Consider the following 673-nt stretch of genomic DNA (forward strand, 5'->3'; position numbering starts at 1 on the left):
AAACCAAGTGCTAGCCCCTATATCCATGCCAATCACAAGCCCTGAAGATTTTCTAAATACGTGCCTTGATACCTTTTTTAATGTATTAGCGTCTAGCGTTCTGCCGGTCATGTCTTTGTAAAATATAGAGAGCCCTTTTACCCTTCGTTCAACATCTTCTTGGGACGCTCGCTTATCGTTAGTCCAATTAATGAGTAAATCCGTATTGAAACCATAGGGTAAAAAAACGATTAAACCGCTGCCAGGAACAGAACCAACGCCACCAAGTTGGTAACCGAAAAAAAGAGAGTGCCTAAACCCTATAATCCTTTTTTTACCCAAAAAATATTTATACCCAAAGCTGAGTTCATTGAAAAGACCGCCCGATCCACCATTTCCTGCGAATCGGTTAGCGATTTTTGTTGAATCTTTCACTTTGTTTAAGGCGTTTTGCGCATCTCTTATGGCTTTTGTATTTTGTTTGGGGAATAATGAATTTTTTGCGTTATTGATCGCTTGATTTAAGGCGTTTTCTGCTGAAGCTTTTTCGCCGATGCTGCCTTGTCCTTTAATATAGCTTCCTTCTGCAAAATTTAAACCTAAATAAAATCCATTCCTTTCAGCGTGGAGCCAAAACGAGAAAAAGAGAGTTAGTAAGAGAGCTTTTTTCATGGTTTTTCTTTGGTTTAAGATT

The 673-nt window shown here is 38.6% G+C and carries 1 protein-coding gene; it reads right to left on the reverse strand.

Translation table 11 applies throughout. The features are described from left to right. Positions 1–651 (reverse strand): outer membrane beta-barrel protein (locus tag IEY78_RS35340; protein WP_189104822.1); only part of this gene is annotated, 651 nt, incomplete at its 3' end. Positions 652–673: the final 22 nt, after the last annotated feature.

The organism is Streptomyces kronopolitis, from assembly GCF_014646275.1.
Classification (GTDB): domain Bacteria; phylum Actinomycetota; class Actinomycetes; order Streptomycetales; family Streptomycetaceae; genus Streptomyces; species Streptomyces kronopolitis.